This is a genomic window from Salicibibacter cibarius, from assembly GCF_016495725.1.
Taxonomy (GTDB): Bacteria; Bacillota; Bacilli; order Bacillales; family Marinococcaceae; genus Salicibibacter; species Salicibibacter cibarius.
This window is the reverse complement of the sequence record NZ_CP054705.1, coordinates 1,805,198-1,829,936: the sequence shown is the minus strand read 5'-3', so window position 1 is coordinate 1,829,936 and position 24,739 is coordinate 1,805,198. Positions and strand designations below refer to the sequence as shown.

Below are 24,739 nucleotides of genomic sequence, written 5' to 3'. Positions count from 1 at the left end.
ATCAGTTATTTTTTCCACTATAATTCGAAAAGATTCCGTTCCAAGACGACTAGATCAGCGAGTTTCCCTTCTTCCAATGTCCCTAATTCTTCCTCTCTGAACGAACCGGAAGCAGGGTCAGTTGTATAAGCTTTTAATACGTCAGCGAGTGTGATACGTTCATGCGGATGCCAACCGTTTTTCCCCTGCTGTCGATTCTTGTTACTGCGCGATAGATTTATAATAGTTGATTAAGAACATCAATGGGAAAATCCGTTCCAAAAGCCAATTTCGCACCAATTTTTTGCAATGTATTAATCGGAAAAACATGCTTTTTACGTTCAGTGTCAATGCGATCAGTGTAAACACCACTTTCGGACATTGCAAAGTGTTGCATCGAAGTAATGACACCAACCAGATAAGTTATAGGCTTGCAAGAAATGTGATCACAAATCATCTGTTCAACAGGCGGCTTGAATTCACCCTATAAGGATATAATACTAGCTGCACCTAAAGGCACGGTTTAACCAGCTATTAAGACCACCGACTTTATAACACACGTACACGCACATGATCCGCACTTATACTCCCTTGGACAAGCTCCACATTTTTGTCCTCACATAAACTTATCAACACTTCCCTTACGTCCTTTCGCATCTTCTTGAGAAAGATTTTTCGGCGATACTTCGGGATAAGTATGATAGGATAACTGCAGTCCCATAGGCAGCGGAAACGGCCGTTTGCACAGAGGGTCGTGGTTATCTTCAGTTACATCGTATGCCTCTCACCCTGAATAAGAATCTCAGATGATAACACTGTGTGTGCATGCGTATATTGCTCAGCCGCACACAAACGGTCACCGGTTCAAAGGCCGAGATCACCTCGATAACATTTGTGAACACTTGTTGAGTTGGCGCCATGTGTCAGTACGAACAGGCCACAGCAGCCAAGTGCTTTCATGGGGGGCAAATTCACCTGCTATCCTGTAACTATGTTCTCTCGGTGAATAATTCATTTTCAATTTACCGCAGTCTTTAAAAATATGGGTTTTACATTCAGGTCATTATCGAAGATTAGCTAAACTGGTAACCGTTACATGCGAGAATCGTTATCTTGATAAACAATTTCTCCATCAGACATCGTTAACTTGACCTTCGTCTCTAGTATTTCTTCAGCGGGGGCCTCAAAAAGGTTACGATCTAACACGACAATATCGGCAAGTTTACCAACCTCCAGGGTTCCCAATTCTTCCTCTCTGAACGTTCCATATGCAGGGCTCTTTGTGTAGTCTTTTAATGCCTCAGCCAGTGGAATGCATTCATAGACATGCCACGGTCGCCCGTCACTGGAAACTCTCGTTACAGCCCGATAAATTTCCAACAGCGGATTGAGTGTTGCGACTCGGAAATCGGTTCCAAGGCCGACAGTTACTCCCGCACTCTTTAATGTGTTAATGGGAAATATATACGGTTCTTTTTCCGGACCGATTCGCGTGGAATAAGTTTCCCTTTCACTTTGGGCCATAAGCTCTGGTTGCATGGAAGCGAGTACGCCTAATTCACGAAAACGTGGAATATCATCTTCGTGAATGATCTCGATGTGCTCGATTGTATGTCTTGCATCCCTTTTTCCGTTCGCTTTTTGTGCCTCTTCAAATGCATCGAGGGCTAATCGAACTGCTCCGTCACCAATCGCATGAAACCGCATGCGAAATCCTTCTCGATCTGCTTTAACCACTTTTTCCTTAATTTCTCCTGGTGAATAAACCAATTCCCCACACGTATCCGGAGAGTCTCCATAAGGGCCGACAAGGTAAGCTGTCCGGCTTGTTATAACTCCATCCATAAACCCTTTTAAGCCAGAAAATTGAAGTTTATCGGTTGTAAACTCATTTCGCCACTGTTTAAGTTTTTCCAGTTCAAAATCAATGGAAGGCAAAATATGTATACGGATTGTTAATTTGCTTTCTTCATCAAATTCATTAAACAATCCATAATATTTTTCATTACCGTCTCCATACATATCATTAACTGATGTTACACCAACACTGGCCGCAAGCTTAAGGAATTTATCCAGTAATTCCCGTTCCTTTTCCTCCGAAAAATCAAAGGCATATTGGTCAACCAATTTCGTCGCCTTTTCGTATAATATACCTGTAGGATCTCCATTTTCATCTTTTTGAATATAACCGTAAGACGGATGCTCAGTATCCTGGTTAATACCGCAATACTCCAAAGTTTTACTATTGACCCAGGCATAGTGCATTTCTGCATGATTTAATAATACGAGACGATCTGGCACCACTTGATCCAATGACGATCGATGCGGCAATTGTTGCCCATCCCAGTAACCGGCATCCCAACCAACACCGATAATCCATTCTTCGTTCGGGTGTTCATCCGCATAACGCTTCACCATTTGTGCAGCCTCTTCTTCTGACCGTGCTGCTTCCAAGTTCACACCATTTTCCATAACGATGCCCGACATAATGTGCACATGAAAATCATGAAAGCCTGGTATGATTAATTGATCGTCATAATCATAAATTCTCGTATCCAATCCCGCTTGAGATTTAATCTCCTCTTTAGAACCAATCGCTGTAATTTTATTATCCGTAACAGCAATCGACGCTGGAATTGGCTTATCGAATACCCCTGTAAAAACAGCGTTACTTGATAAAATCACATCAGCTTCTTTTTCGTAACTCATAACCTTTCATTCCTCCAATGTTTTTTAGTCATTAATCGCTACTATCTGAAAAGATATTAGAAGGTGGACGTTTAAACATTCTTCTGTTGTTAACAGGTAAACAAATCCAATAATCAGCTAAATGTTCCTGCGGCAAATGAACCCATTCTCTAACCTTCCAATTCCTCAAAGTCCACCTGAGGAGGTTCTTTCTTAAAGAAATTGGTTTTTAGCATTAGGTAAACCACGCCTACAACAGTCCATATGACGCCTACCGTTACAGAAAACAAGTCTAAACTTGCCCAGAAATATATAAGAAACCCAATTCCAATTAAAGGAGATATAATATGGTTAATGATTGAACGTACAGAACGGACTTCCCCAGCCTTTGTGAAATGGATGATTACACAAAGATTAACAAACGTAAAAGCAGCAAAGGCGCCAAAATTGATCAATGCTGTAGCTGATTCTAAGTCTAGTAGCAACGCCGACAAGGCTAGTACACCGATCAATACAATATTTAACACTGGGGTGTGAAAGCGAGGATGTACATACCCAAAAAACCTACGTGGCAAAGTGCCATCCCTTCCCATTGCATACAACAACCGGGAAGCGCTTGCTTGGGCCGCCATCCCTGAAGCAAAGACAGATATCAACGCTCCGGCAAGAAACAAGGCGAGAAACAAATTACCACCGATAAATGCCGCTATTTCCGGAGATGCTCCTTCGATATCGCTAAACTGTGATACATCTGGAAAAAGAGACTGCATAAAGTAAGTCACAGTGAAAAAGAATGCTCCTCCAAAAAAGGCGACTAAAAAAACAGCTTTAGGAATTGTCTTCTTTGGATTTACGGTTTCTTCTGACAAAGTTGTGATCGCATCAAATCCTATAAAAGCTAAAGCAAGGATTGCAGCACCGGCAAATAAAGCAGACACTTCCATATCAGACGAAAAAATGGGATCAAGTGTCATAAAACGATCCGGTTCATTGCCGATGGTCGACGAGATGGTCAAAATGATAAATATAATCCCTACTAAAATTTGAAAGACAACGAATAGCATATTGACGGAAGCAGCGATCTTCATACCGATAATATTACCGACTGTAATAACAATCATCAGGCCAACGGTCCACATCCACGCTGGAACATTCGGGAAACCTGCGGATAGATAAATTTGGGCCAGTAAGGCGTTAATCATCGGTAAAGCCAAATAAGAAAGAAACGTCACCCAACCAACGATAAAACCGAGATGAGGGTTTATGGTACGCTGTGTATACGTATACACAGACCCAGAAATAGGATAGATGCGTACCATTTTCCCATAACTAAAGGCGGTAAATAGAATCGCCGCAAAAACTAGAAGATAGGCTGTGGGGACATGACCGTTGGTTACGTCCGAAACAATGCCAAACGTATCAAAAACAGCGAACGGGGACATATAAGCGATTCCAATAACAACGACATGCCACAATTTTAGCGATCGTTTTAACTGACCTGCATTGGTTTCCATTATAAAATCTCCCCCAACTATAATTTTCCTTTATACTTTCGGTTGCTGTTGCGTTATACAGTGAATATTCCCACCACCAAGGGATAGTTCCCTCGAATGCACCGGAACAATTTCTCTATCTGGAAACAAGCGCTGAAACTGTTTGACCGCCACCTGGTCTTGCGGGTCATCAAATGCCGGTAATATAACGGCGTCGTTGCATAAGTAGCAATTCACGTAAGTGGCAACGAACGTTTCCCCGGGTTTTCGTTCATAGCTGCCCTCTGTCTGGTCAAGTTGTTGACTTTCTTCTGGTTGTAAAACGGGTTGTTCCGGGATGGATACTTCATGAATGGCCAACGCTCTTCCGGCTGCATCGGTCGCTTGCTGCAATTGTTCCTTGCATTTTTTCAATACCGGATACTGCGGATGATTTTGATCGTCTGTCCAGCTCATTGCCACTTCACCCGGGCGGATATAGCAAAGGACTTCATCAATGTGGCCATCGGTTTCATCACCGGCCATGCCGTGATCCAACCAAATCACTTTCTTAATGTTTAACGTTTCTTTCAATCGTTCTTCTACCTGCTCCTGTGTCCAATCAGGGTTGCGATTGGGGTTTAAGAGACACTCTTTCGTTGTAATCAATGTACCTTCCCCATCAACCGCAATCGCTCCCCCTTCAAGCGTCAGTTCCGTTGCGTCGTAGCGTGGCACGCGCTCGATTTCCAACACCTTTTGTCTGACGAGCATATCCTGGTCCCAAGGGAAGTAAAGACCTCCTTCTAGTCCGCCCCACGCATTAAAATGGAAGTCTACCCCACTTAATTGCCCCGTATGATTCGTTAAAAATATCGGACCGATATCTCTCATCCAGGCATCGTTCGACGACATTTCAACTACACGGATCTCAGGTGATAACACTGTGCGTGCATGCTCGTACTGCTCAGCCGATACACAAACAGTCACCGGTTCAAATTTCGAAATCGCTTCGGCAACATTCGTAAACACTTGTTGTGCCGGCTTTGCACCCGAATGCCATGTGTCGGGGCGAACTGGCCAAAGCAGCCAAGTGCCGTCGTGAGGTTCAAATTCACCGGGCATTCTGTAACCATCTTCTCTAGGTGAGTGATTCATTTCAATATACCTCCTTTAAAACAATGAAAACGCTTTATAATATCTGCATTGGTGTTATCTAATGCAATAAATGTGCCAAAGTTATAGAAAAGCTTGTAAAACTTACTAGAACAAAAAAATCAATGTATATACATATTGCAACGACGATCTTCACCTCTTGCGGTATGAATCGATAGTAATTCATCGATCCGAAATAGATTCAATTCAATTCCACCCAAAAAATGAACCGCCCGAATCGAATCAGGCGGCTCTTTATTGTTTGCTTAGCGCGATCTCATACTTTCTCACCCGCCGCATAAAGGCGGATTGGGTGATCCCAAGCGCTTCGGCGGCTTTTCTTGTGGACCCATATGCTCTGAAAGCGTCGGTAATGGCTTCTTTTTCTACATTTTCCAAGTACTTCGGAAGTGATTGTGCGCCGTGAATCGAAAATGAAGCGCCTAGTTTTTTACGAGTCATGACCAATTTTTCCGGAAGGTCCTCTTTTAAAATAACATCTGATTTAGCCGTGATCACGAGTCGCTCTATGATGTTTTCCAATTCCCGAACGTTACCCGGCCACTCATAGTCTTGTAGAATATCAAGCACCTCACTGGTCATCACGCAGTTTCTTTTATATTTCGAATTGTAATGATCCATGTAATGATGGACAAAAGATTGAATATCTTCCTCCCGCTCGCGTAGTGGAGGTACTTGAATGGAGAGAACGTTCAATCTGTAATACAAGTCTTCTCTGAATTGTTTATCAGCGACCATTGTCGACAAATCACTGTTTGTGGCAGCGATAATACGCACGTCTGCCTTCTCCTGCTTTGTCCCGCCGATTGGTGTATACGTTTTCTCTTGTAAAAGTTGCAATAATTTAGGTTGTAGATCAAAGGGCAAATCCCCAATTTCATCCAGAAAAAGCGTTCCTCCTTTCGCTTCCTGAACCATACCTGCTTTCCCATTGTTATCAGCACCTGTAAATGCGCCCTTTTTGTATCCAAAGAGTTCGGACTCTAAAAGTGAACCGGGGATGGCAGAGCAATTGATCTGCACAAACGGGTGGTGCGCACGCTCGCTTTTCTCATGAATGCTCTTTGCCACAATGCTTTTTCCTACCCCGGTTTCCCCTAGAATGAGCAATGTTGCATCCACTGTTGAGACACGTTCCATCAAATCAAGTACTTCTTGATGTTTCTTTCCTTTTCCTATTAAATGCTGGCCTTTTTCATTCATTTCTGTTTGCTGCGATTTTGCTTGGCGTAATTCCTCAACATATTGTTTAATAACCGCTTCGGCTTGTTCCAATTTCAATGATGAACGGACCGTCTCGGTGATATCTTTGACATGAACAAGTACGTACTCGATATCTTCATCTTCGATCTTCAACAGATACCCTGTAGCCAATAATTGGCGATTTCTCGATGTCTGCAGTTGACTGACCGTTTCTCGCTTACGGAGAACGATATTGGTCACTGAAGGGGTGAACATCTTCCTGACCTCAAGTTCTTTTACATTCTTCCCAATGATTTGCTCTGCTGAAGCGCCGATTTGTTTCGTGCTCGTTTCATTAAGCCACAAAGCCTTGCCGCTATGATCAGCAATAAATATACCGTCATCTAAGCAGTTGAACATTTGCTGAAAGCGTGGATCCAGATAGAATGTTGCAACCACAGCACACCCTCCTCGCTAATCGAATTTTTATCGATTCAAATTGAGTCTATTTTGATTCATATTTATTATTATAACATGATTTTTGTCAAAAAATCTTATAAAAATAAGTTGGCATACAATTTGCATATTAAAATGGGCAGGGAGGTAGGAGCATGCATTCACCAACTGTGCAGATTAATACAAAACGACTTTTAAGCACAATTGCAGAAAGCTCTTCTATTGGGGCAACCGCGAACCATGGGCTACATCGTCTCGCGTTAACCGAGGAAGATCGACAAGTGAGGCATTTATTCACACAATGGCTTGAGAACGAAGGACTTGATGTCCGCATCGATGATTTTGGCAACATCTATGGAAGACGGGAGGGGCGTCTAAAAGAAGCATCTCCTATCGTCATGGGATCACATCTTGATTCTCAACCTCAGGGGGGAGATATGACGGTGTGCTCGGCGTTCTTACCGCCCTTGAAGTGATTCGTGTATTAAATGAGTATCACATCGAAACGGAGCATCCGGTTGAAATCGTCAATTTCACCAACGAGGAAGGTGCCAGGTTCTCCCCACCGATGCTAGGTTCCGGCGGGCTAACGGGAAACTTCTCCAAAGACTTTATCTACAATATTCAAGATAGAGACGGGGTTATTTTCTCTGAGGCCTTAAAAGACATCGATTACGTAGGGAAAACGTCCAATCGTCTTGAAAAAATAAGCGCTTATATCGAACTTCACATTGAACAAGGGCCTGTTCTATCCAACAAAGGAAAATCGATCGGCGTTGTCGAAGGTATTCAAGGCATGACTTGGGTGAATGTTTCTGTTGAAGGAAAAAGCAACCATGCTGGGTCTACACCGATGGACGACCGCACTGATGCCCTCGTTTGTGCGGCACAAATGATAGGGAAAATCAAAGAACTTACTCAAGAAATAAAAGGACTTAAAACGACCGTGGGTCAGCTTGATGTGACGCCAAACACCGCAAACGTCGTACCGGGGAGGGTTGATTTTTCGATCGATATTCGTCATGAGGACGACGAAACCAGGCAACATGCATTACAACGATTGAAAGAGCAGTTAAGTTCAACGTCATTTATCCATGGAACAGAAGTGACCATTCATACACTCTGGAATAGTGATACAATCGAATTCAGCCCAACCATACGGAATGCCATTAAAACGTCGGCAAATGAACTTGATCTCCCCTCTTTGCCTTTGTATAGCGGGGCTGGTCACGACTCAAAGTATATGCATTCGATGGGTGAAACAGGTATGATCTTCCTCCCAAGTGAGCAAGGCATTAGCCATAACGAAGATGAGTTTACCCACGACGACGATATCGAAAAAGGAGCCCAAGTTCTTTTACAAACTTTACTAAAATTGGATACTACTATTTAATAGAGGTGATTTTAATGACTAAGAAGCTCAGCTATCAACAATTGAAGGACATTGACCGTGAAACGATTATTCACCCGCAATCGGTGCCGAAACAGAATGCTGAAGAAGGTCCTAGTATGATTTACTCCAAGGGTGATGGGATTCGCGTCACAGATATGGAAGGAGGCACTTACATTGACGGGGTATCCATGTTATGGAATGTCAATCTCGGCCATGGACAGAACGAACTGGCAACCGCCGCGTATGAGCAGATGAACGAATTCGCCTATGGCTCGCAATTTTATGGGAACAGCAATGAACCGGCGATTCGTTTGGCTGACAAAATCACTCAGTATGCACCGGGTGACTTGGATGGGGTATTTTTCACTTCTGGAGGGTCCGAATCAAATGACACCGCCTTTAAACTATCCCGGTTTTATTGGCAATTACAGGGTTTTGAATCAAAAAAGATAATTATTTCATTAAAGCGTGGGTATCATGGGGTCACTGTCTCCGCCCAACGTGCTACAGGCATAGAAGCTTTTCGCGAATTCTCAGGCTCCGGTGATCCGAACATTATCAACGCGAAAGCGCATCTAACGGCTGCAGAACAAGGCGACCGCACGTCTCCTGATTTTGAAAAAAGTATTCGCGGGCTGATTGAAGAAGAAGGTGCCGACAATGTGGCTGCTGTGATTCTTGAGCCGGTCCAAGGGGCAGGAGGCGTGCATTTGCCACCGGATGGTTATCTTCAAGCCGTACGAAAATTGTGCGATGAGCAAAACGTGTTGTTGATTGCCGATGAAGTGATTTGCGGATTTGGGCGTACCGGAAAGAACTTCGCCGTTGAGCACTGGAATGTTACCCCTGACATGATCAGTTTTGCTAAAGGGGTTACAAGTGGTTACTTCCCTCTCGGCGGCGTCCTTATGAGGAGAAATATAAAAGAGTCAATCGCTCAATACGATCAAATGCTTGCCCACGGTTTTACTTATAGCGGTCATCCGACAGGCTGTGCCGTCGCCCTTAAAAACCTGGAAATCATCGAACGCGAAGGAATCGTAGATCATGTTGCAGACATGGAAAAAGAATTGCAAAAGGGGCTTCAAGCATTACAAGAAAAGCATATGTGTGTAACAAAATCCCGTGCCCTCGGCCTTTTGGCAGGTTTTGATCTCATGAAAGATCCGGAGGCCGATCTGCCCTTTGAAAAAGATGAAAAAGCAGCGGAAAATTTCGTAGGAGCTTGCAGGGAAAGGAATCTTATTTTACGTAAGTTTGACTTTGAAGATGGCATGAATACGGTCGCCATTGCACCACCGCTCATCATTACAAAAAAAGAAATTCAGGAACTGATTGATATTTTGGACGATGCTTTAACTGCGGTGCATAAAGAATGGGGAAACGCTTGAGCTTGAATCATTTAAAGTGACATTTCCCGGCCGCACCGGTCGGGAAATTAAAGGGAGGTTTGACACATGATTATAGGTGTGCCAAAGGAAATAAAAGCAGGAGAAAACAGAGTCGGTTTAACACCGGCGGGTGTTCAGTCCTTGGTAAATGAAGGTCATCAAGTCTTTGTGGAAACAAATGCCGGTGCAGGAAGTGGCTTTACGGATGCGGAGTATAAAGCATCCGGGGCAGATGTTTTGGATCATCCAAAAGAGGTTTGGACCCAAGTTGAGATGGTCGTGAAAGTCAAAGAACCGCAAGTATCGGAATTTCAATATTTTCACCGAGGCCTCATTTTATTCACTTATCTCCACCTGGCTGCGGAGGCCGAAGTTACCAAAGCCTTAGTGGAAAACGGTGTTAATGCTTTAGCTTTTGAAACGGTGACCGTCGATGGTAAGCTCCCCTTACTCACGCCGATGAGCGAGGTCGCCGGTCGTATGGCGGCACAGCTCGGGGCGCAATTTTTAGAGAAAACATATGGAGGAAAAGGCATTCTCTTAAGCGGCGTGCCGGGCGTTACCCGCAGCAAAGTCACGATCATCGGTGGAGGAACATCTGGTGTTAATGCGGCTAAGATTGCCATTGGTCTGGGTGCCAGTGTGACGATTATCGATGTAAACCCTGAGCGTCTTCGTGAGCTGGACGACCTATTTGGAAATGACGTTCAAACCTTGATATCCAATCCTGTAAATATTGCAGAAGCAGTCAAAGATTCAGCGCTTGTTATTGGCGCCGTACTTATTCCCGGCGCAAAAGCCCCTACTCTGGTCACTGAAGAAATGATCAAAACGATGACCCCTGGCTCTGTCGTGCTGGATGTAGCTATTGACCAAGGCGGCATTTTTGAGACGGGTGATCGGATCACCACACATGAAGACCCTGTTTTTGTCAAACATGATGTCGTCCACTATGCGGTCGCCAATATCCCGGGAGCTGTCCCACGAACAGCAACAATCGCGTTGACGAATGTGACACTCCCCTATGTCACTCAGGTTGCTAACCTTGGCGTTCAATCAGCCATTGAACAAAACAACGCATTGCAATCCGGATTAAATGTGTCAGGCGGCTATGTCACCCATAAAGCTGTAGCCGAGGAGTTAGGGTATTCGTATGTAGCTCCAAACGAAGTGTTTTTAGCCGGAAAAGCTTAATTTACGAGGAGGAGTTATCATGTCTGCTGTGGAAACCCCAGAATTATTACCTGAAGTTCAATCATTTTTAAAAGAAACCCGGAAAATGCTCATTGACGGTCGATGGGTGAAATCACGAGCCGGCGAAACGTTTGAAACGCTAAATCCTGCGAATGGTGAAGTGCTTGCCCATCTCTGGGAAGCGGGAGAAGCCGACATTGACGACGCGGTAACAGCGGCCAAAAAGGCGTTTGAAGATGGCAACCCTTGGAAGAAGATGAGCGCTGCGGATCGTGCCCATATCATCTACAAGATTGCTAACTTAATCGAAGAAAACACAGAAGTATTGGCCCAACTTGATACCCTTGACAACGGTAAACCCATTGGGGACATGCGCGGAAACGATATTCCGAACGCCGTCGGTCAATTTCGCTACTTTTCAGGATGGGCCACAAAAACCAGCGGGCAAAACATCCCGATTTCCGATTCTTTATTAACCTATACGCGTCATGAACCCGTTGGCGTTGTCGGGCAAATCATTCCATGGAATTTTCCGCTTATGATGGCAGCTTGGAAAATCGCCCCCGCGCTTGCCACTGGTTGTACGGTCGTTCTGAAACCGGCTGAGCAAACCCCACTTTCAGCTCTTTATCTCGGGAAGCTCATCCAGGAAGCAGGTGTTCCTGACGGCGTCGTCAATATTGTGTCCGGTTTTGGAAAAAAAGCCGGAGAAGCGCTCGTTCAACATCCCGACGTGGACAAAATTGCTTTTACAGGGTCTGTCCCCGTGGGAAAACACATTATGCGACAAGCGACGGATACGTTAAAACGGGTGACCCTCGAATTAGGCGGGAAATCCCCAAACATCGTTCTGCCAGATGCAGATCTATCAAAAGCAACCCCAGGGGTATTTGGCGGAATCATGGCGAATCAAGGCGAAGTCTGTTGCGCCGGATCCCGGGTGTTCATACCGAAGAAATTGTTTGATAATGTCGTGAGTGACCTATCCAGTTACGCCAGTAACGTCAAGCTCGGAAACGGTTTGAACGCTGATACGGAAATGGGACCTCTCGTCTCCAAACAACAACAAGACCGTGTTCGTTCCTACATTGAAACAGGTGAATCCGAAGGTGCGAGGAAAACATCAGGCTCCCGTTACGATGGAAACGGATTCTTCGTCGAACCCACCGTCTTCACCGATGTCAGTGATGAAATGACGATCGCCCGCGAAGAAATCTTCGGCCCTGTCGTCGTCGCCATGCCTTATGATGATATCGATGAACTGATTAACCGGGCCAATAACAGTGAGTTTGGCTTAGCCGCCGGTGTCTGGACGGAGAACCTCAAAAACGCCCACTACATTGCCAACCGCTTAAAAGCGGGCACAGTTTGGGTCAATTGCTATAACAACACCAATCCAGCCATGCCGTTCGGCGGTTACAAACAGTCAGGTTTTGGCAGAGAGATGGGATCTTATGCTTTGGATAATTATACCGAAGTAAAGAGTGTTTGGGTGAATTTAGAGTAACTTAATGAAGGCAGCCAGGAGTTTGCACTTCTGGCTGCTTTTTATTACCTTTTCAATCTATTCCCACCTGTTTTCGCAAAATTTTATTATATTTTCTGCTTACCGCAGGTTGGCTGATTTGTAGTGCTTTAGCTGCTTTTGTGGTAGTTTTGTATTTTTCCATCGCCAATAGGATGAGTTGTTCTTCAATAGATTCCTGCGCTTCATAATAAGGGACAATATCAGTGATAATAGGCTTCTGCTTTCCGCTTCTTGTGCCTAACTTAAGAAATGATCGAACTAAATCAGCAGATATAACCTGTTCATCGGACGTCACCACCAAACGCTCGATGATATTTTCCAACTCCCTAATATTTCCAGGCCAAGTGTGTACCTCGAGTACATTCATGGCTTCTGGTGATAATAGATAATTTTTATCATATTTAAGATTTAATTGCTGCAAAAAATGGTAAGCGAGTAAAGGGATGTCTTCAGGGCGCTCTCTTAAAGGAGGAACGGTAATCGGTATCACATTAATGCGATAGTATAAGTCCTCTCTAAATGTTCCTTCTTCTACCATTTTCTCTAAATTTTTATTCGTAGCGGCAATGATTTGTACATCGATAGCGATTGGTTTTGCACTTCCCACGGGCGTTACTTGCCCTTCCTGTAGGACTCTCAACAATTTCACTTGCAGATCGGCAGACATTTCACCAATTTCGTCTAATAATAATACACCTTGATCGGCTTGCTGAAAATAGCCCAGTTTCCCTTTGGTATGCGCTCCGGTAAATGCACCTTTAGCATAGCCAAACAATTCACTTTCCAGTAATTCACCCGGGATGGCGCCACAGTTAATCGATAAGAAAGGCTGTTGTGCGCGAAGGCCATTCCGGTGAATGGATTGGGCAATTAATTCTTTCCCTACCCCCGATTCCCCCATGATTAAAACAGAGGAATGAAACTCACCCAATTTATATACTTTGGCCATGACTTGTTCCATTTCAGAACTACAATAAATAATTTTATCTCTTCTTTTTAAAATTTCCAGCTCCTCTTTAAACCGCTTGTTCAAAGCTTTCGTTTCTTGTAATTCCGATTTTAATTGAGTGGTTTCCGTTATATCCCTAAAAGCAATAACAATACGATGGATATGTCCTTCTTCATCGAATACAGGGTTCCCGGTCGTTAATATATTTTTTTCAGCGCTGGTTTCTTGAATGATTGAAATTTTTTCTTTCTTTTCCAAAACTAAATGTGCAACCGATGGACTGAAATAATGCTGATTTTCTATTGCAAAAAGGTTATCTCCTACCTTGAGAACGCTTCCCCCTGCATTTGTGATGAAATGTTCGTTGTAACGAAGAACATCTCCTTCCGCATTTACGACAACAATTTCATCATACATAGAAGCGAGGATGGCATTCAAATCAGCGTTTAAATTTTTCACATATTCAATTTCCATCGCCATTTCTTCGACCATTGGGAGATCCTGCACGATGATCATAATTCCATCTGATGCTCCCCATTGATTGACAATTGGACTATAGTCTACTAAAACACCGACCTCCCCCTCTACCTGAATTTGGTTCAGCACTTCTCTCTTCGTTTCGTAAACATGATTCAAGAGATTCTTGTTAAACCATTGGTTTGCCTCCGCCCCCTCCATTTGCCGCGGAGATGCTTTCATCATTTTTAATCCAGCCTCGTTGTAATCAACAATTTTATTGTGATGATCTGCGATAAAAATGCCCATCGGAATAGAAGAGAGCATCATTTTCAGCACATTGGTATTGTTATCTTCTTGCCGCAGCAGTTCAACCAAAAGATCCTCTCGATGAATGTATCCATTATATTGATGCGCTTCATTTTTCACGAGCGTAATCGGAGCCCCTAGGATTTGAAAAATAAACGGTAATGACGCTAATGATTGATTTTGATGAATGACACTAAGGTCATCAATCGGTTGTGCATAAGATCGCAACGTTTCCAAAGTAAAATCAACATGGTTTTTATAAACATCCTTTAAAAAGATATAAGAAATAATGGTTCCGTTTTCTGTAAGAAATAAAAAAGACGTCTGGGTATTCTTTAGCTTTTCTTGCCATTGTTGTTCAAAGGGCTCTATTGAAATGGTTAAAAATGGGTGAACTTTACGCGCAATGAATGAGGTCATTCCCTTGGCTCCTTTCCTCACAGTATGTTATTCATTTTAGCATAAAAAATAGGAATTGTTGAATAAGAATGATGAATTATTAGTAGAAAAACACTGATATGATAACAATCTGATGGTTTATGCTTATATGTATGGATTATGCAAAATTACATAATTTTTTGTGCTATAGAAGTGCTTCCATAAAAGAAGTCATTGCGGTATCCGGTTGAGTGGCTAACAATTCACGTATGGCATAATAATTGCATTTACAAGAAGGTAGAAAGTGAGAAAGGAGAAAGCCATGAAAGTATTGCATTTACAAGGCGAACCTAGAGAAATAGGCAGGCAACATGGAGAACAAGGAAAAAAAGAAATTTTGAAAAGTTTGGATACCTACGAACGTTTATTTTATGGCTATCAAAATATTGATTGGAAGACGGTACGGGAACGGGCTAAGATTCACCTGCCAACCATTGAAGCATTCGATAAATCTTTACTCGATGAAATGCAAGGCGTAGCCGACGGTGCCGGGCTTGAATTGGAAGATGTGCTGGCTTTGAATGCGCGAAGCGAAATTGCACTTACCGGTGATGCACATACATCTTTCTCGGATGGTTGCACAAGTATTGGTGTCTCTCCCCCTCTGACCTCCGATACAATCATTGGTGAAAACTGGGATTGGAAGGGAGCGCAGAAGGACAGTCTTCTTTTGCTCCAAATCAAGCAGGAAAATAAACCAAATATAATGATGATCACGGAAGGAGGCATCATCGGCAAAATCGGATTAAATGATCACTCGCTAGGAGTTTGTCTGAATGCTTTGATCACAGACAAAAAAACGGATGCGCTACCGATTCATCTTGGTCTTCGTTCAATTCTTGATGCTACATCTCTTCATGAAGCAATGGCAAATATCCAAAACGGACAAATGGCCTCGGCAGCAAACTTCCTCATTGGATATAGTGAAGGTAAACACGCGGGAATGGCTTTACATGTAGAAGTCTCCCCTTTCGGAATGGCGATTACGAACGATGATGCCTCATGTGGGGTACACACAAACCATATCTGTGCTCCAACGATTCAAAAAAATATCACAGACAACAACAACACCCGGTATAGTGACTCAGAAATCAGGAAGCGAAGAGCGGAACAACTGATTGAAATGGCACGGCAAGATGGACGAGAGATTAACGAGCAAACGTTTCAAACATGGTTGGGCGATACATTTAATGCCCCAAACGCCATTAACCATTATGTGAATCCTCGGGTTCCCGAACACCGGCGCATAGAAACCGTATTCTCTATTGTGATGAATCTTACCGAACAAAATCTCTATGTCTGTGATGGCATGCCTGCCCATCAACCGTATCAAAAATATACTTTTTCTAATAAAGGATTGATAAACAATGGATAAGGTAAAGGAAAGTACAGAAGAAGTCATAATTAGACCAGTCACTCAAAATGACATTCCAACCATCCGGTCGATTGCCGTTGAAGGTTTTGGCGAGGACGTTGCCTTTAAATTGGAACACTATGAGAGTCAACTTTCTATTTTTCCAGAAGGCCAACAGTGTGCGGAATACAATGGGACAATCATTGGTGCGTCGGGAAGTCTTATTGTGACGCGAGATCAATTTGAAAAAGACCACACCTTAGATGACATTTGTAATAAAGGTTATATCTATAATCATAATCCAGAGGCTAACCATTTATACGGCATTGAAGTCGTTGTTCAATCTAAATATCGTCATATGAAAGTTGGGAAACAACTCTATCAAGCTCGCAAAGATTTATGTCAGCAACTACAATTAGAAAGTATTGTCATAGGGGGTCGCATTCCTTTTTACCATAAATATGCTCATCAATATTCACCATCAGAATATGTGGATAACGTTATGAAAAGGAAGATTTATGATCCCGTCATGACGTTTCAACTAAATAATGGTTTTACTTTTCACCGCATAATGCGTGGATATCTCCCGGAAGACAAAGAGTCATGTACGAATGCCACACTTATGGAATGGAAGGCTCCAAACGATTAAAGTAAGTGTGGATAAAAACAACTTATTACACGTATTGAGGAGAGATAGCGATGACTGCTGAAGCGAATAAGCCCCGAAAACCGACCTTGCTTGTCGCAATGATTCCTATCAGCTTCATGATCGCGGCATTAATTATATGTATCGGTGTATATGAACAAGATCCGCATTTTCCATTGTTTCTAAGCGGGGTTGTCGCCGTGATTGCCGCGCTTTCCCTCGGTTATACTTGGAAAACACTTGAAGATGGCATGATTCGTGCCATCGGGTTAGCGACACAAGCGATTATCATTTTGATTATCATTGGAACCATTATCGGCACATGGATCGCCGGTGGCGTCGTACCGACAATGATCTATTATGGTCTTGGCATTTTATCCCCGGGATACTTCCTTGTCGCCGCCTGTCTCATTTGCTGTATCGTATCCTTATCCGGCGGAAACGCGTGGACAGCTGCCGGTACCATTGGGATTGCATTGATGGGAGTTGCCGAAGGCTTGGGAATAAATCCGGCAATGGCAGCCGGCGCTGTCATCTCTGGGGTTTACTTCGGAGATAAAATATCCCCTTTATCCGAAACAACAAATCTGGCTCCCGGGGTTGTCGGTGTTCATCTATTTGAGCATATCAAACACATGTTGTTCACGACCATTCCGGCCCTTCTCATCGCGCTTGGTCTCTACACGATTTTAGGTTTCCAGATCTCAGCCTCCGGTAGCGGTACCGGACAGATCACAGAACTCCAGCAACAGCTATCAAACGTGTTTATCATCAGTCCCTGGCTTTTAATTGTTCCCACGATTGTCATCGCCATGATGGTGATGAAAATACCGGCTATACCTGCACTATCGATCGGTTCATTAATGGGGCTCTTCTGCGCCATTTTGATCCAGGGCGTTCCAATCGGTGATGCGATGGGCGTCATTGTGGAAGGATACGCAATCGACTCAGGCGCTGCTACACTCGACAATCTATTAAACAACGGCGGGATCGAAGCTATGATGTGGACCGTTTCCCTGATTATCATCGCCATGAGCTTTGGTGGTGTTTTGGAAGCTGCAGGTTTTTTTCAAACCATCGTCGACAGCCTGATCAAGCTCGCCAAATCAACAGGAAGCTTGATTGCGACAACCGTAGCAACTGCTTTTACATCAAATGTTGTCGGATGCGACCAATATCTCGGGATTATTCTTCCGGCCAGGATGTACGAAGGAGAGTATAAAAAACGACGACTAAAACTTAAGAATCTTTCAAGAACCGTTGAAGACGCCGGCACGATGACGTCCCCGCTTATTCCGTGGAACACATGCGGAGCGTTTATGTTCGCTACTCTTGGCGTAAGCGCATTCAGTTACGCTCCTTATGCATTTTTAGTACTCCTCAGCCCGATCATCGCGATTATATATGGCTATATTGGATTTACCATCGAATATGAAGATGATGATGGGAGCGGGTCCCGGATTGATGGCGACGAAAATGTTCAGGAGGTAAAAGAACAAACGTTATAGTTCTATCCTCTCGTCTCCATGCAGCAACAAGGGATGTTCGTTTCCTATATTGGAAAAAGTGAATCCAAATTGAGGGAAAAGGTCCGGAGACTTCCTAAAAAGAGAGGCTTCTTCATTGCATATTTACGCAAGAGGCCAGGAGCATCGTACTCCTGGCCTTTCTTTACCCAATGAATGTCCCCTCTGAAGAAATAATATCAAACCATTAACCTAACTGATAAATAGCAGCTACTGATTTTAACCATGATGATCAACAACAATCACTTTTGCCTCTTCTTGGTTAGGATTGAAAACGACATGTGGTATTTCATCAGGAATAATAAATCCATCCCCTTCGTTCCATTCTGTAATTTCTTCTCCTATCTTGATCTTAATGTTTCCAGAGTCAATATAAAAAGCGTGACCTTGGTAACAGACATGGTCTGCTTCATAACCGCTGGGGTACACAACAACACGCATTCGTAGATCCTTGCTTTCCAACCATCTGGAAGCAGCTCCTTTTGATGCTGCATCTGGCAAATAGCTTTCATTATTTTTGCTTACAATAATATTTTTTGTTTCATCCACAGTATAACACCCCTTCTAAAAGTAATGTATTTCCATTTTCGAGGAGAGTAAAGTAATCTTAAGGCTCGCTCTCATGGGTGCCTTCATTTAATCCTTTCTCGCTTTGCACCAATCCAAAATAAAATTCGCGTACGTTTCTGTTACACGTTTTATACTCGGCAAGTCCACCCATTCGTTAGGACCGTGCATATTCTCGCCGTCAGGTCCGTAGCAAGTAGCAGGAATGTCATCATAAACACTGTAAAAACGTACATCCGTGGTGGCAGTTGTTGTTGAATATTGCATTTCTTCACCGGTAACATGCCTGTGGGCTTTTCCGAGGGTTTTAAACACGTCTAAATCTTTTTCAAGAGCGACCCCATCGGCATGAAAACCATAATACGTAATTTCAGGCGGCTCTTCTTTTAACCATTCATCTTTCGCGGCTGCATTCATTAACCATTGGCTTACTTCATCCTTGATCGTTTGCGGATCTTCCCCGGGGTAGAAGCCTACTCTGACCTCAAAAGTACAATCGGACGCCACGCTTGATGTCCAATCACCCCCGTCAATTTTCCCTACGTTTACATTTAGAGGATGAGGATGGTCTTTAAAATATGAATGTCTCGGGCGTTCGTTTGTATAAGTGCGATACTCTTGAATTGCCTGTATCAGCACATAGGCTTTTTCTATCGCGCTAACCGCTGATGATGCTCGCTCCACATGAGCAGCTGCTCCTTTCACGCGCACACGCATCCAAACGACACCTACTTGGCCAATTAATCCTTGTTGACCGAGAGGCTCGGGAATTAAGGCAGCATCGGCTTTATATCCGGCGAGTAATGTTGCAAGGGCTCCATTTCCTGTAATTTCTTCTTCCAGCACGCTTTCCAGATAAATATTTGCTTGCGGTTGGATGCCTAGCGATTGCAATGCCCGTACAGCAAATACCATCGCCGCCATCCCTGACTTCATATCCTGGATGCCCCGCCCATACATCCGATCACCCTCGATGGTCGTTCCCCATGGATCATAACGCCAATCTTCATGTGGTCCCTCGGGGACAACATCAATATGGCTTTGTAAAATCAGACTTTTTCCCTTTTTCTCCCCGGCTGACGACCATGTTCCTACCACTACTGGACGTCCTGCGTAACCCCATTCCACTGGAGAAAATCCCTGATGTTTGGACATTTCCTTGATATCCGGGATAATTTTTTCTGTACTCAATTGCATTTCATTTTGAAAATAATCAGCGAGGTAATTTTGTAAAGAACCTTCATTCCCTAATGTGCTTTTAAATCTTCCAATCGTTTGCAGAAACTTTATCTGTTCTTCCCACTGTTCATCGATCTTTGCTTTAATTTGTTTTCTTAAGTATGTCATTTTTATCATCCTTTTTGCCTCAAAAAATTAAGGTAAAATACCAACCCTAACAATGACCAGCCAAACACAATGATCCACTCGATATTAAATAAAGCGGAAGGCATACCGGGCATATAAAGAACAATGAACCCAAAACTCATAACAATTGCCGTAAATCCAATAAATTGACTGTTCCCAGCTCGGTATGGCCTTTCCATCTCTGGCTCCCGGCGACGTAAGATTACGAATGAGATCGCTACCAAGAAATAAGCAACCACAATGCCAAGTCCACCTGCAGTTGCAAACCAGTCCAAAGCCGGTTCTCCAAGCAGCGGGCTAACGACTGACAATACTGCAATAAAAATAATAGCATTCGATGGCGTTCCATATTTGGGATGAATTTTGCTAAACCATGACGGTAACATTCTTGACTCAGCCATGGCATAGATGATTCTTGTGGCTCCGACGATAAACGCATTCCAGCTCGTTAAAATCCCGGCAACTCCGCCCAGAATAAGAACATTGGCAAACACCGGAGACCCAAATGCGGCTCCCATCGCATCTGCCGTTGCCAATTCAGAGCCTTCTAATGACGCTGCCGGTAACGCTAAACTAACAGCGAACGTCACACCAATATAAAAGAGAATAGCGGCTACGACCGATAATATGAGGAGTTTCCCTATTTTGCGCGGTTCAATATTCGCTTCTTCAGCCGCTTGTGGGATGACGTCAAAGCCGACGAATAAAAAAGGCACCAAAACGAGCACAGCCATAATACCACCTGCACCATCTACGAAAAAGGGTTCCATGTTTGCAACACTTCCACCAAAACCGGAGCCTGTAATAAGCATAATTCCCACAATAAAGATACTCAAGGTTAAAATTATTTGTACTTTCGCAGCCGGTTTAACGCCGAAATAATTGATCCCTGCCATGATGATTGACCCGACCATCCCTACGATGACCCATGAAAGGTAAACATCCCAACCGGCGATGGTCCACATGTATCCGACTTCATAGTTTGGAAATAAATATGTGATCACCGTTGGCAATGCAACGGCCTCAAACGCAATGACCGATACATAACCGAAAGTAATCGCCCAGGAAGCGATAAAAGTTGATTTATTTCCAAGTGCACGTTCCACATAGACATGTTCTCCACCTACAAAAGGCATCGCGGATGAGAGTTCAGCATAAGTTAAGCCAACGAATACGACGAGAACTCCGCCTATCACAAAAGCAAGTGCTGCACCAAGAGATCCTGCCGAGGTGATCCATGTCCCCGACATAACCACCCATCCCCAACCGATCATGGCACCAAAGGATAGTAGAAACACATCCCAGTTGTTTAATACTTTTTTGAATTTTCCTTTTCGGCTTGCCATATTAATCATTCCCTCCATGAACTTTTTCCGTGTACAGAGGCTGTGTCATAGAAAGACATAGTTGCAACAATTTTTAAAAGAGGCTTTCACTTTTAATTGTGAATCACTTGAAACAATGGTCACGTATTCATCGCTTCGTTCGCCCAATCATTTTGTTTGTTCGCTCGATCTGTCAATGATAAAACGATCATGACAATGATATTGACGATGATACCATATAGTATCGGATTACTCGAAGAAAGCCCTCCAGTCAAAAATAGCACTTAAAAGAGCACCAATCGCAATCACCTGAGTAACACTTACCATTAAAGCATATATAGCTGACACAAGCGCTCCAATCAATTTCGATTGGTTATTAAAAAGCTTGCCTAGCAACTCACTAATGGTCATTAATTTATAGCCAGTCACCCGGTTAAGTAAAAGAAGGCCAAATAGCGTAATACCCAGTCCCATTGAAAAAACAAACCAAACACCTGAAAATCCAGTTTCATAACCGAGTTGAGCTGACCCCATTGTCGCGGAACCACCAAGAAAGACAGCCGTCATACACCCAAAAAGCATAAAAACACCTAAATTTCTCCCTGCTAGAATATACATTTCTGATGTTCTTGCTTTTATAGTGCCTATTATACTAACTACGATGAGGACAACGAAATAAAGGATAATAATAATAAAATCAATCCATGTCATTTTGCTACCGCCTTTCATTATAAAAAGGAAAGAACTTCACACGTAGAAGTTCTTTTCTCGTGATATCCTTTGTTACTCTTCTTTCTGTGCCCTTTTTTTCATAGCTATCAGACTGATCATTTCAAAAATTACTGAAGATGCGGCAATGGCCGTAATTTGGCCGCTGTCATATGCCGGCAAAACCTCAACAAGATCAAACCCTTTAATATCGAGACCATCCAACCCTCTGATATACTCTAGCCCCTCATAACTTGTTGGACCACCAACTTCAGGCGTTCCCGTCCCCGGTGCATAAGCTGGGTCTAGGAAATCGATATCATAGGTAACGAATACTGGTCGCTTCCCTACCCTTTGATGAATTTGTTTCATCACTTCGTCATAGCCTAACTGCCGAACTTCCTTCATCGTAATCACCTGAAAGCCGAGGTCTCTCGCATCTTGAATATCTTCAGGACCGTACAACGGCCCGCGCATCCCTATTTGAATAGAGTGATCAACATCAAGCAATCCATCTTCAACGGCTCTGCGAAAAGGCGTTCCGTGCATATACTGTTCACCGAAATAGTTGTCCCATGTATCGCCGTGGGAATCAAAATGTACAAGAGCAACGGGACCATAATGTTTTGCAAACGCTCTCAAATGTCCTAGCGTAATAGAATGATCGCCGCCCATTAATACGGGAACAACCGACTTTTCAAGAATTTCATCAAGCTGCTCAACGATATTGTCATACGTTCTATGAATGTTCCCCGGTATGATGTCAATGTCACCATAATCCACCCCAGAACAATAATTAAAAATATTGATGTCTTGATCCGGATTGTAAGGCCGGAGCAACACTGAAAAATCCCGGATATGCTGTGGACCGTAACGCTGCCCTGTCCGGTTTGAAGAGGCCGTATCAAATGGAACCCCTGCCACAACAAAATCCACATCTTCTGTCGTTCGGATATGTTCAAGTCTCATAAACGTTCTTGGTCCGCTAAATCGCGGTGATTTTGATGAATCTTTTGGTTGATACATAGTTGTCCTCCTGATAGCGATAATGTTTTCGCCTTTAGTTATTGCAATTCATATGCCAACTTTTAATCCCTGAAAACAGCATGAAATGAATAAAAATTCGATTCACACCTAAATCATTGACAACTAATTTAACCGACGGACGATTGTTGGTTGGCTTAACCCAAGAAATTCGGCCATTTCATAGGTGGATTTATATTGCTGATAAGCCCTTCGCAACCACTTTTGTTCCACCTCTTCCAATGCTTCTAGTAACGTTAAGCCTCTGCTTTCAAAAGCTTCTAATGTGCTCCAATCCTCATCAGGATGATCTTCTTCGTTCACAAACGGGAGATCAGGTGGATAAATTGTGAGAGAATCAGATATAATCACAAGTCTCTCTAATAAATTCTCTAATTCCCTAACATTTCCGGGCCAATCGTAATTTATCAGAGCTTTAACGGTCGTTGAGTTCAAAATCTTATTCGTTTGATATTTCTCGTTGAATTTTGACAAATAATGATGCATCAATTGATAGATATCTTCTTTTCGCTCTCGTAAAGAGGGAATTTCAACCGGGATAACATTTAACCTATAGAAAAGATCTTGCCTGAACTCTCCTTTTTTTACTTTGTTTTCTAGATTTTGATTGGTTGCCACAACTAACCGAAAATCTACTTCTATTGAGCCGTTCCCACCAATTCTTGCAACTTTTTTATTTTGTAAAACCTGAAGCAATTTTACTTGAATCTCAAGGGGAAGCTCGCCGATCTCATCAAGGAATAAGGTCCCTTGATCCGCCATCTCAATCAAGCCAGCCTTTCCCTTTTTGTTGGCTCCCGTAAATGAACCTGCTTCATAACCGAACATTTCCGATTCAAACAAGTTTGGTGGAACAGCCCCGCAATTAACCTCAATAAGTTGCTCCTCTTTCCTTTCACTGTTATCATGTAAAGGTTGTGCGAAAACATTTTTCCCTACTCCTGTTTCCCCTGTCAAAAGGACTGTCGCGTCTGATTTGGCCACCTGTTTGATCAGATGCATGATTCTTTTCATCTTCTTGCTTTTTACAACAACATCTCTATTTGATGAATCCTTTTCTTTTAATTCTGCAATCTCAGATTGATACTGTTGCATCTTCACCTGTAATTGCTCGTAGTCTTCTCTTAACTTATGGATTTCTGTTAAATCATGGGAAAAGCTGATGATTCTGATAATATTCTTGTTGTCGTCATAAATAGGTATTCCGGTGGCCATCACAACCCGATGGCTCACAGTTCTTTGCATGAGTTGAACATCTTTTCTTTCCTTTAAAACCCTAGCTGTCACCGACGGCACAAAAATATCTTCTTTTTCTAACTCAAACACTGATTTACCTACCAAATAGGATTGGCTTTCTCCGTAAATCACCTCACAGTTCGGACTCACCTTTAATACCTGTCCATCTCCGTCAGCGATAACAATGTTGTCGTTAGAAGCTTTAAGAATTCCATCCATTTCAACATGTAACAAATCGTTTCCAATTTCGTTCATTTTTTTACCCTGCCTTTTTGAGTAAGCCAATCTCATGTTATGATAATAATCTTTGGTGCCATCAAGAATGATTAAAATAATAGGCATAGCTCAGATTAGAGT

Annotated in this window: 22 protein-coding genes; 8 read left to right on the top strand and 14 right to left on the bottom strand. The window is 43.1% G+C overall.

The window, feature by feature from the left end:
* Nucleotides 1-17 precede the first annotated feature (17 nt).
* The 7 genes from HUG15_RS23000 to HUG15_RS09515 all read right to left on the bottom strand — a co-directional run bounded on the left by HUG15_RS23000 (nucleotide 18) and on the right by HUG15_RS09515 (nucleotide 6,956).
* On the bottom strand, nucleotides 18-155 hold the full coding sequence (locus tag HUG15_RS23000; RefSeq protein ID WP_246516630.1) for an amidohydrolase family protein: 138 nt from the start codon (nucleotides 153-155) through the stop codon (nucleotides 18-20).
* 62 nt (nucleotides 156-217) lie between these two features.
* Entirely contained in the window at nucleotides 218-376 is a 159-nt protein-coding gene (locus tag HUG15_RS22995) for a hypothetical protein (protein WP_246516571.1), read from the bottom strand.
* 152 nt (nucleotides 377-528) lie between these two features.
* Nucleotides 529-651, bottom strand: coding sequence for a hypothetical protein (locus tag HUG15_RS23640; RefSeq protein ID WP_425504050.1), 123 nt, complete (start codon nucleotides 649-651; stop codon nucleotides 529-531).
* Between the two features lie 420 nt (nucleotides 652-1,071).
* The gene (locus HUG15_RS09530) at nucleotides 1,072-2,688 is read right to left on the bottom strand and encodes an amidohydrolase (protein ID WP_200128411.1); all 1,617 of its coding nucleotides are present in this window, start codon (nucleotides 2,686-2,688) and stop codon (nucleotides 1,072-1,074) included.
* A gap of 149 nt (nucleotides 2,689-2,837) precedes the next feature.
* Complete coding sequence (locus HUG15_RS09525) at nucleotides 2,838-4,181, bottom strand: APC family permease (protein WP_200128410.1); 1,344 nt, start codon at nucleotides 4,179-4,181, stop codon at nucleotides 2,838-2,840.
* A 30-nt stretch (nucleotides 4,182-4,211) separates the two neighbouring features.
* Nucleotides 4,212-5,297, bottom strand: coding sequence for an agmatine deiminase (aguA, locus tag HUG15_RS09520; RefSeq protein ID WP_200128409.1), 1,086 nt, complete (start codon nucleotides 5,295-5,297; stop codon nucleotides 4,212-4,214).
* A 252-nt stretch (nucleotides 5,298-5,549) separates the two neighbouring features.
* The gene (locus HUG15_RS09515; RefSeq protein ID WP_246516570.1) at nucleotides 5,550-6,956 is read right to left on the bottom strand and encodes a sigma-54 interaction domain-containing protein; all 1,407 of its coding nucleotides are present in this window, start codon (nucleotides 6,954-6,956) and stop codon (nucleotides 5,550-5,552) included.
* A 152-nt stretch (nucleotides 6,957-7,108) separates the two neighbouring features.
* Here HUG15_RS09515 and HUG15_RS22990 point away from each other — a divergent pair, with 152 nt between their 5' ends.
* From HUG15_RS22990 to HUG15_RS09495, 5 genes are all read left to right on the top strand, one after another.
* Entirely contained in the window at nucleotides 7,109-7,429 is a 321-nt protein-coding gene (locus tag HUG15_RS22990; RefSeq protein WP_246516569.1) for a hypothetical protein, read from the top strand.
* Nucleotides 7,399-8,346 carry a Zn-dependent hydrolase gene (locus HUG15_RS09510; RefSeq protein ID WP_246516568.1) on the top strand — a complete coding sequence of 316 codons (948 nt, stop codon included), beginning with the start codon at nucleotides 7,399-7,401 and terminating at the stop codon, nucleotides 8,344-8,346. The genes HUG15_RS22990 and HUG15_RS09510 overlap by 31 nt, the downstream gene beginning before the upstream one ends.
* 14 nt (nucleotides 8,347-8,360) lie before the next feature.
* Nucleotides 8,361-9,737: an aminotransferase family protein gene (locus tag HUG15_RS09505; protein WP_200128408.1), complete on the top strand. Its 1,377-nt coding sequence runs from the start codon at nucleotides 8,361-8,363 to the stop codon at nucleotides 9,735-9,737.
* Nucleotides 9,738-9,803: 66 nt separating this feature from the next.
* Nucleotides 9,804-10,931 carry an alanine dehydrogenase gene (ald, locus tag HUG15_RS09500; RefSeq protein ID WP_200128407.1) on the top strand — a complete coding sequence of 376 codons (1,128 nt, stop codon included), beginning with the start codon at nucleotides 9,804-9,806 and terminating at the stop codon, nucleotides 10,929-10,931.
* A gap of 19 nt (nucleotides 10,932-10,950) precedes the next feature.
* The gene (locus HUG15_RS09495) at nucleotides 10,951-12,438 is read left to right on the top strand and encodes an aldehyde dehydrogenase family protein (protein WP_200128406.1); all 1,488 of its coding nucleotides are present in this window, start codon (nucleotides 10,951-10,953) and stop codon (nucleotides 12,436-12,438) included.
* A gap of 52 nt (nucleotides 12,439-12,490) precedes the next feature.
* On the opposite strand, the gene HUG15_RS09490 is transcribed toward HUG15_RS09495, so the two are convergent.
* Nucleotides 12,491-14,593 (bottom strand): sigma 54-interacting transcriptional regulator, encoded by a 2,103-nt coding sequence (locus HUG15_RS09490; RefSeq protein WP_200128405.1) that lies wholly within the window; start codon nucleotides 14,591-14,593, stop codon nucleotides 12,491-12,493.
* A gap of 280 nt (nucleotides 14,594-14,873) precedes the next feature.
* Here HUG15_RS09490 and HUG15_RS09485 point away from each other — a divergent pair, with 280 nt between their 5' ends.
* The 3 genes from HUG15_RS09485 to nhaC are packed head-to-tail and all read left to right on the top strand — an operon-like array spanning nucleotide 14,874 to nucleotide 18,119.
* Nucleotides 14,874-15,986, top strand: coding sequence for a C45 family autoproteolytic acyltransferase/hydrolase (locus tag HUG15_RS09485; RefSeq protein WP_200128404.1), 1,113 nt, complete (start codon nucleotides 14,874-14,876; stop codon nucleotides 15,984-15,986).
* Nucleotides 15,979-16,614, top strand: coding sequence for a GNAT family N-acetyltransferase (locus HUG15_RS09480; protein WP_200128403.1), 636 nt, complete (start codon nucleotides 15,979-15,981; stop codon nucleotides 16,612-16,614). The genes HUG15_RS09485 and HUG15_RS09480 overlap by 8 nt, the downstream gene beginning before the upstream one ends.
* 50 nt (nucleotides 16,615-16,664) lie before the next feature.
* Nucleotides 16,665-18,119, top strand: a complete 1,455-nt coding sequence (gene nhaC / locus HUG15_RS09475) for a Na+/H+ antiporter NhaC (RefSeq protein WP_200128402.1) — start codon at nucleotides 16,665-16,667, stop codon at nucleotides 18,117-18,119.
* Between the two features lie 237 nt (nucleotides 18,120-18,356).
* On the opposite strand, the gene HUG15_RS09470 is transcribed toward nhaC, so the two are convergent.
* From HUG15_RS09470 to HUG15_RS09445, 6 genes are all read right to left on the bottom strand, one after another.
* A complete protein-coding gene (locus HUG15_RS09470; RefSeq protein ID WP_200128401.1) occupies nucleotides 18,357-18,686 on the bottom strand; it encodes a cupin domain-containing protein in 330 nt (109 codons plus the stop codon).
* An 87-nt stretch (nucleotides 18,687-18,773) separates the two neighbouring features.
* The gene (locus HUG15_RS09465) at nucleotides 18,774-20,051 is read right to left on the bottom strand and encodes an ArgE/DapE family deacylase (protein WP_200128400.1); all 1,278 of its coding nucleotides are present in this window, start codon (nucleotides 20,049-20,051) and stop codon (nucleotides 18,774-18,776) included.
* A gap of 5 nt (nucleotides 20,052-20,056) precedes the next feature.
* The gene (locus HUG15_RS09460) at nucleotides 20,057-21,415 is read right to left on the bottom strand and encodes an APC family permease (RefSeq protein WP_200128399.1); all 1,359 of its coding nucleotides are present in this window, start codon (nucleotides 21,413-21,415) and stop codon (nucleotides 20,057-20,059) included.
* A gap of 228 nt (nucleotides 21,416-21,643) precedes the next feature.
* The gene (locus tag HUG15_RS09455; protein ID WP_200128398.1) at nucleotides 21,644-22,105 is read right to left on the bottom strand and encodes a sodium:solute symporter family transporter; all 462 of its coding nucleotides are present in this window, start codon (nucleotides 22,103-22,105) and stop codon (nucleotides 21,644-21,646) included.
* A gap of 72 nt (nucleotides 22,106-22,177) precedes the next feature.
* Nucleotides 22,178-23,128 carry an agmatinase gene (gene speB / locus HUG15_RS09450; RefSeq protein ID WP_200128397.1) on the bottom strand — a complete coding sequence of 317 codons (951 nt, stop codon included), beginning with the start codon at nucleotides 23,126-23,128 and terminating at the stop codon, nucleotides 22,178-22,180.
* A 123-nt stretch (nucleotides 23,129-23,251) separates the two neighbouring features.
* Nucleotides 23,252-24,637 carry a sigma-54 interaction domain-containing protein gene (locus HUG15_RS09445; RefSeq protein WP_200128396.1) on the bottom strand — a complete coding sequence of 462 codons (1,386 nt, stop codon included), beginning with the start codon at nucleotides 24,635-24,637 and terminating at the stop codon, nucleotides 23,252-23,254.
* Nucleotides 24,638-24,739: the final 102 nt, after the last annotated feature.

Coding starts and splice junctions, on each gene's coding strand:
- HUG15_RS22995 (WP_246516571.1), bottom strand. CDS start 376: ATGCAACACTTTGCAATGTCCGAAAGTGGTGTTTACACTGATCGCATT.
- HUG15_RS09530 (WP_200128411.1), bottom strand. CDS start 2,688: ATGAGTTACGAAAAAGAAGCTGATGTGATTTTATCAAGTAACGCTGTT.
- HUG15_RS09525 (WP_200128410.1), bottom strand. CDS start 4,181: ATGGAAACCAATGCAGGTCAGTTAAAACGATCGCTAAAATTGTGGCAT.
- aguA (WP_200128409.1), bottom strand. CDS start 5,297: ATGAATCACTCACCTAGAGAAGATGGTTACAGAATGCCCGGTGAATTT.
- HUG15_RS22990 (WP_246516569.1), top strand. CDS start 7,109: ATGCATTCACCAACTGTGCAGATTAATACAAAACGACTTTTAAGCACA.
- HUG15_RS09505 (WP_200128408.1), top strand. CDS start 8,361: ATGACTAAGAAGCTCAGCTATCAACAATTGAAGGACATTGACCGTGAA.
- ald (WP_200128407.1), top strand. CDS start 9,804: ATGATTATAGGTGTGCCAAAGGAAATAAAAGCAGGAGAAAACAGAGTC.
- HUG15_RS09495 (WP_200128406.1), top strand. CDS start 10,951: ATGTCTGCTGTGGAAACCCCAGAATTATTACCTGAAGTTCAATCATTT.
- HUG15_RS09490 (WP_200128405.1), bottom strand. CDS start 14,593: ATGACCTCATTCATTGCGCGTAAAGTTCACCCATTTTTAACCATTTCA.
- HUG15_RS09485 (WP_200128404.1), top strand. CDS start 14,874: ATGAAAGTATTGCATTTACAAGGCGAACCTAGAGAAATAGGCAGGCAA.
- HUG15_RS09480 (WP_200128403.1), top strand. CDS start 15,979: ATGGATAAGGTAAAGGAAAGTACAGAAGAAGTCATAATTAGACCAGTC.
- nhaC (WP_200128402.1), top strand. CDS start 16,665: ATGACTGCTGAAGCGAATAAGCCCCGAAAACCGACCTTGCTTGTCGCA.
- HUG15_RS09465 (WP_200128400.1), bottom strand. CDS start 20,051: ATGACATACTTAAGAAAACAAATTAAAGCAAAGATCGATGAACAGTGG.
- HUG15_RS09460 (WP_200128399.1), bottom strand. CDS start 21,415: ATGGCAAGCCGAAAAGGAAAATTCAAAAAAGTATTAAACAACTGGGAT.
- HUG15_RS09455 (WP_200128398.1), bottom strand. CDS start 22,105: ATGACATGGATTGATTTTATTATTATTATCCTTTATTTCGTTGTCCTC.
- speB (WP_200128397.1), bottom strand. CDS start 23,128: ATGTATCAACCAAAAGATTCATCAAAATCACCGCGATTTAGCGGACCA.
- HUG15_RS09445 (WP_200128396.1), bottom strand. CDS start 24,637: ATGAACGAAATTGGAAACGATTTGTTACATGTTGAAATGGATGGAATT.